We start from the raw sequence: 6,662 nt of genomic DNA on the forward strand, positions 1-6,662 counted from the left end.
ATAAAGTAATACAAAGAAAAAGTCAACAACAACAAAATTTAGGAGCTTTTTTGAGAACGTCGTATTAAGTTAAAGTCATGCTGTATGATTTCCTATACAACGTAAAAATGAGACTTTCACTTCAAAAAGGAATTGACCCTTACACAGAACAAACTGTATGGGTGATGTTGGATGACGACTATCAAGTGGTTGAACCTGTTCAACGGTACCTAACCTATCTCACCAGTTCTAAATCTCCCAATACAGTTGAGACATACGGTTACGCACTAAAAGCTTGGTGGGAGTTTCTAGCACTGAAGAACCTTGACTGGGTTAATGTTGAGCTTTCTGACCTAGAAGATTTTGCCTACTTTCTGCACGTGGGAGAACCCAGTAAAATTGTCAGGTTGCAAGCAGTTCAAGCTAAACGGACACAGAGAAGCATTAACATCGTTATTACCGTCGTCACTAATTTTTATGAATACCATTTAGCGAATAAAACTATTGACTCTAAGCATTTTGACCAATGGATAATTACAAAGGGAACAACTCGAAAAGGACTTCTACAAGGAATCGCTAAATCCAAGCCAACCCGCCAGAAATTGGTCAAGCTCAAAGAGCCGAAGATATTTCCTGGTTGTTTAATGGATGAACAAATAAAAACCTTGGTAAATAATTGTCATCGATTACGAGACAAACTAATTATATTAATGCTCAATAGTACGGGAATGAGAAAAGGAGAGCTTTTAGGATTATGTCATGAAGATATCGGAGACTTTGACGACCATACAATTCGAGTAGTACAACGTCAAAATCACTCTAATGGAGCAAGAGTAAAAGGTCAAGAAAGAGTTATTCCTGTCCCAAAAGAGTTATTGATTCTTTACAACGATTACCTAATTCATGAATATCCCGATAAAAATTCTGATTACGTATTTGTCAACATTTGGTCAGGAAATATCGGCGCACCGATGAATTTGAGGGTACTCAACACCATGTTTTCTCGATTGTCAAAAAAGACAGGAATTAAAGTTTATCCACACCTAATGAGGCATTCGTTCGCTACGCGAATCTTGAAAGCAGGCATGAATGTTGATAGAGTAAAATATCTGTTAGGGCACACTTCAGTACAGACCACCTTAGATATTTATTCTCACATAATTGATGAGAATGATTTGTTAAAAGTGATTGAGATTGAGGAAGAAAAAGGTGAATGAACTTGAGCCGTTATCGGATTATCAATTTTTTGTTCAGAATCAAGAGGCGAAATTACTTTTAGCTAACCCTTTACTAAAAAAGGATCTTTGGCACACAATTGATGATTTGGGACTAAGAGTTAACCCACATAGTAAAAAATTAACATTAAACTTTGAAAACCTCCTGCCAGATTGGTTAAAAATACTAGTAAAATTTTACATACTAACAAAAATTCGTCAAAACTTAACCCCTCAATATCTCGCGCATAAAATCAGTCATTTGAACAGATTTTCTAGATTTTTAACTCAAAAATCAGTTGAGACATCTGAGCAAATTAACCCTCAAATTTTTCAAGAGTTTGACGATTACCTACAGACTCTTAACTTAGCTAAAAGAACAATTTCATGCCACTATATAACTTTGGGTGATTTTTTTGATGTTTGTCGATTATCAGGATGGTTAGATGTTAGTACATACTGGTTTCAAGGAAAACGTTTGCCAATGAGAGGTCCGAAAAATGATGAGATTGAATATATTCCTGAAGAAGTTTGGAATCAATTAGAACAGAATCTACATTTTCTTCCAGAACCCATACAAAGGATGGTAATAATTATTAAAACCACAGGAATCAGAGTCGGGGAGCTTCTCAACTTACCTCTTGATTGTTTGAGAAAACGAGGTACACAATGGCGTTTGCGTTTTACAACTGAAAAATATAGAACTATTGACGAGATGCCAATTATTCCAGAGTTGGCAATTATTATCAAAGAGCAACAAAAATATATAAGACATCACTTTAAAAACGACTACGAGCAATTATTTTGTAGTAATCGAGGCAATAGACATGGTTTTATGCCAGCGCCAAGAGTGATGAGTTTAAGTACTTTTAACCAATGGTTGAATAAGTTGGCTTCCGAATCTAAAATTACTTCAAATAATGGTGAAATTTGGCATTTTGCTTCACATCAGTTCCGTCGTACAGTTGGTACAGTTCTTACAAATGCAGGCATCAGAGATTTAATTATTCAAAAATATCTTAGACATCGTTCCCCTGATATGCAGCGACATTATAAACATCTTCTCAAACAAGTTTTGAGTAACGAATATGAAGAGTTAATGAAATCAAAAAAGTATGTCGATATATCAGGTCAAGTAGTTTTGGAACATCAACCTCAGAATGCTATTACAGAATTGATGCGCCGTAAGATGTACCAAATTACAACACAGTATGGTGAGTGTCATCGTCCAGTAATCAAATCGCCTTGTCAAACAGTCAATGCTTGTTGGCGATGTGAACATTGGCGAACTTCGACTGATGATTTACCTTATTTAGTAGAAGATTTAAAGCAAGTAGAATCAGAACTTAAGCTGGCCGACCAATTGGGGATGGTTAAACAAAAACAAGGTTTAGAAATAGATTTTCAGAATTTGTCAGTGAGAATTAAAGGGTTAAAGGTAACTAATGGTAGAAATTAACTGGAAACAAGATTACCTCAAAGAGTTCATGTGTCCTGCTTGTTCACTTCCCGGTATGAATTTAGCTGGAAAATATAAAAATAAACAACTTTTTCGCTGTCCTAAGTGTGGGAAACATGAAAGCCAATTTTATACATTTAAAACTTATGAGCTCAAATCAAAAATAAATTGGCGTCGAGATTACAGCGTAGGAGAATTTGCTTGTCCCAACCCCGCTTGTCATGCTAGAAGTGTATTTCCAATTGGACGTAACTCCAGTAAACAAGAGTTTATTTGTCAAGTTTGTAAAGCTTCTACATTTGAATCGATTGATATCAGCAATAGTAATATTAGCCGCTTTTCTGGAAGTTTACCCCCTGTCAAGCCATTTAACTTTGATGATAATTTGTGGGATTTAAGGGCAATTAACCCAAAACAGGTGATTAAGCGCTCTCAATATATTGTTAACTTTGATTCATTAGCTATGGATTGGTTTATCCATTTAGCCAAGCAATATATTCACCATTTATGTAAATCTCAAAAATCCGACTCAGGTATTCAACAGCGTTTAGTGGGATTGCGAAAATTTTCTCATTATCTTGACGAGAAAAATATCACCAATATTTCTCAAATCAACCGAGAAACTGTTTTTGACTTTGTAGATTGGTTAAAAAGTAAAAAAGTAGGAAAAAGTTCTATCAAAGATAGATTAGGCGATTTACGAAGCTTTTTTATGTTTGGCAACCAAAGAAACTTATTTAATGTCAGCCAAGATATTATTCGTGACACTGACTTCCCCAAAAATTATAAACAGAATACAGACCCTTTAACTAATACTGTTCGAGAACAAATTGAATCTAACCTACATAAACTTCCCGACCCAATTGCTCGGATGTGGATTATAGCGATGTTTACTGCCATGCGTTGTAGTGAGTTGGCTTTTTTAAAAAAAGATTGTTTAGTGCAAGAAGGTGAACATTGGAAAATTATTTGGCAACGTCCTAAAACTAATGACTGGCATGAAGTTCCGATTACCAGAACAATTGCAAAAGTTGTTTTTGAACAGCAAGAATATATTGAAAATCTCTGGGGTGAATCATGGGAGTATTTATTTTGTCACTATCAAAATGTATCTCAAACAGACATATCTCAACCAAAACTGAAACCTGTAAAGAAAGTAATCTTAATTCCGAGTCCACTACAAAAAGCTATCAATTGTCTTATCAGTGTTCTTGATATTAGGGATGATAATGGAAAACTAGTTTCCTTCAGCCCTAAACTACTTCGCTCTACTCGTCTGACTCAACTATTTGAGATGGGACATGATTTAGCAATAGTTAGTGCATGGGCTGGACATAGACATTTAGCTACTACCAGCACTTACTACACTCATGTTAGTTGTGAGTTGATTGAAAAAGAGGCAGGGTACATTCAAAAAGCCTTATTCAATATAGAGGGAAAACCTCTTTACTATGAATCGATGCCTAAGTCCTTTTGGGAGAATCCACGCGCTCATCAATTAGAGTTAGAAGGCAACCATATTAATACTCCTATTTATGGTTATTGTGGACTCCCTTTAGATCGGTGCTGCAATAAATTTAGAGCTTGCTACACTTGTAGCCATTTTGTTGCTACTGCTGACAAATTACAAACCTACATCAAGCTTCGTGACTTGCTGAGAGCGAAAGAATCAACAGCCCTGACTCAGGGACATGATGTATTAGTTGAGCAATTTGCGCGACAAGCTGACCAAATAGACAAAATTATTGCTAGCTTACAGGAGGAAGTATGAGTCATTCCAACACTAAAGAAGCTCGAATTAAAACTCTTACTGATACTCAATTAGCCCGCAAGCAAGAGACATTAGAAAAAGTGAATAAAGCCATTGAACGCTTACAAAAAATTGGGGCAAAAATCAACTTCCAAACTATTGCTAAAGAAGCGAATGTTAGTGTTCCATATTTATATAAATATCCCGAACTCAAAGCACATATAGCTCAATTACGTAACCAACAATCCTTAATGCCATCAAGTCCAACTGTGCGACCTCCTGTTACTGCCAAAGCTCATTCTCAAGTGATTGAACGCCTAAAAAAACGGATTTACGAATTAGAGAAAGATCATGCGGAACTTAAACGTAAAAATGAAGCATTAGCAGGACAAGTTTATAGAACTCATTCTTTAATTGAGCAAGTTGAACGTCAAAAAGAAATTATAGAGACTTTAGAAAATCGTTTAAAATCAGTAAGTCAACCAACAACTGATAGTAAAGTAATTCCCTTGACCCAAAAATCACAAATTGTCAGTGACTGTATATTATGTGAACTAGATAAAATAGGAATAACACTCAATAAGAATTTAACCAAATTGATTAACGCTGCTACAGAGTTAGATGTTTTAGCCGCTATTGAGTATTATAAATATGAACAAGAGCGAATAAATATTGATAACCCTGGTGGGTGGTTAGCGAGTGCAATAAAAGAACGTTGGAAAAAAACCGAGAATTTACAGCACTCCCACTCGCCAGAAAAACTTTCAAAACAACCGGAAATTCTTTCCAGAAACGCCACACTATTGAATAGAGAGTTTGCATCCCGAGAAGAACTTGTAAATATTAGTACTATATTTGAAGGTCAAGCAGATGGCTGATAAATTACCTCCACAAAATATTGAAGCAGAATCAAGCGTACTTGCTAGTTGCTTATTAGATTCAGATGCTCTCGCCAAAATTGTTGATATTTTGACACCAGAAAAATTCTATGTTTCTGCTCACCAACAAATTTATCGAGCAATTTTAGAATTGTACCGCCAAAATCAACCCACTGATTTATTAACAGTAACTAGCTGGCTTCATGACCAGAAGCTGCTAACTAAAGTTGGCGGTAGAAGTCAGCTAAGTAAATTGGTGGATAGAAAAGTCTCGACAGTAAATATAGACCACACAGCACTTTTGGTTTTAGCTCAATACCAACGTCGGCAGCTAATTAAGGTTGGTAACGAAATTCTTGAGTTGGGCTATGATGTGACAAAAGAAATTAAGGAAGTATTAGAACAGTCCGAAAGTAAAATCTTTCATTTAACTTCACTAGCCGCCGATAAATTTAAGCCACAGGTAATAAGCGATTGTCTAATGAGTGTATTGCAAGAGTTCAAACAAGGATATACTCCAGGTTTTACTACTGGTTTAACCGATTTAGATACATTGATTGGAGGATTAAATAAGCAAGATTTAATTGTAATTGCTGCTAGAGCATCAATGGGGAAAACTTGGTTAGCTTGCCATTTGGCTAATTCTCTTGCCATACAACAATTACCTGTGGTTTTCTTTTCTACTGAAATGTCTAAGTCACAATTAACTAAAAGATTTTTAGCGATGCATTCTGGTATTGATTCTAGTAGACTTATTCGTAACCAAATATACCGAGATGAAATAGATAACTTAAAACAGGCTTTATGTACTTTGCTTAAATTGCCTATTATCATTGACGATACACCTGCACTTTACCTAAATCCCTCAAGAATCTACTCTGTATTGCGAAGAGTCAAGTCTTCTCAAGGTAATTTAGGTATAGTAGTAATAGACTATATCCAAAAACTTGGTGATAGAAGCGCAGCTAATAGAGCTCAAGTAGTTGGTAAACTTTCTGGTGCATTTAAAGACATTGCTAAAGAATTTGATGTCCCATTTATAGCATTAGCTCAAATTAATAGAGGTGTAGAAAACCAAACGAATAAACGCCCAACAATGGCTGATATTAAAGATTCAGGTGACATTGAGCAAGATATGGATATAGGACTACTTCTTTACCGAGATGATTATTACAATGCTGATACACAAGATCTTGGAGTAATGGAAATTAACGTCGCTAAAAATCGCAACGGTGCCACAGGGATTTGTAAAGTCTCATTTTCCCCAAGTGTTGGAACTTTTCGTGATATCGCAGTTTCCTAATCCCGACCGAATCGCTACCTTTTTCCAAAGGCTTAAATCTTGTTATATAAAGCGTTAACAACAATCAATGCCTTATGTT

5 protein-coding genes are annotated in these 6,662 nt (G+C 35.7%); all 5 read left to right on the forward strand.

Annotated features, from left to right (window positions below; translation table 11 throughout):
- Positions 1-107 precede the first annotated feature (107 nt).
- Genes ACKTT2_RS01000 through dnaB form a run of 5 tightly spaced genes read left to right on the forward strand, consistent with a single transcriptional unit; the run spans position 108 to position 6,583 of the window.
- Entirely contained in the window at positions 108-1,196 is a 1,089-nt protein-coding gene (locus tag ACKTT2_RS01000) for a tyrosine-type recombinase/integrase (protein ID WP_407883064.1), read from the forward strand.
- The gene (locus ACKTT2_RS01005) at positions 1,189-2,652 is read left to right on the forward strand and encodes a tyrosine-type recombinase/integrase (protein ID WP_407883066.1); all 1,464 of its coding nucleotides are present in this window, start codon (positions 1,189-1,191) and stop codon (positions 2,650-2,652) included. Before ACKTT2_RS01000 ends, ACKTT2_RS01005 begins: the two co-directional genes overlap by 8 nt.
- Positions 2,639-4,423 (forward strand): tyrosine-type recombinase/integrase, encoded by a 1,785-nt coding sequence (locus ACKTT2_RS01010; RefSeq protein WP_407883068.1) that lies wholly within the window; start codon positions 2,639-2,641, stop codon positions 4,421-4,423. Before ACKTT2_RS01005 ends, ACKTT2_RS01010 begins: the two co-directional genes overlap by 14 nt.
- Complete coding sequence (locus ACKTT2_RS01015) at positions 4,420-5,280, forward strand: DUF6262 family protein (protein WP_407883070.1); 861 nt, start codon at positions 4,420-4,422, stop codon at positions 5,278-5,280. Before ACKTT2_RS01010 ends, ACKTT2_RS01015 begins: the two co-directional genes overlap by 4 nt.
- On the forward strand, positions 5,273-6,583 hold the full coding sequence (dnaB, locus tag ACKTT2_RS01020) for a replicative DNA helicase (RefSeq protein WP_407883072.1): 1,311 nt from the start codon (positions 5,273-5,275) through the stop codon (positions 6,581-6,583). Before ACKTT2_RS01015 ends, dnaB begins: the two co-directional genes overlap by 8 nt.
- The last annotated feature ends 79 nt before the right edge of the window (positions 6,584-6,662 follow it).

Origin of the sequence: Scytonema hankhaensis NUACC26 (genome assembly GCF_045865695.1) — a bacterium.
Taxonomy (GTDB): Bacteria; Cyanobacteriota; Cyanobacteriia; order Cyanobacteriales; family Nostocaceae; genus Scytonema.

Bases quoted from the DNA above. Each gene is read 5' to 3' on its own strand.
- ACKTT2_RS01010 (WP_407883068.1), top strand. From the start codon at position 2,639: ATGGTAGAAATTAACTGGAAACAAGATTACCTCAAAGAGTTCATGTGT.
- dnaB (WP_407883072.1), top strand. From the start codon at position 5,273: ATGGCTGATAAATTACCTCCACAAAATATTGAAGCAGAATCAAGCGTA.
- ACKTT2_RS01015 (WP_407883070.1), top strand. From the start codon at position 4,420: ATGAGTCATTCCAACACTAAAGAAGCTCGAATTAAAACTCTTACTGAT.
- ACKTT2_RS01000 (WP_407883064.1), top strand. From the start codon at position 108: ATGAGACTTTCACTTCAAAAAGGAATTGACCCTTACACAGAACAAACT.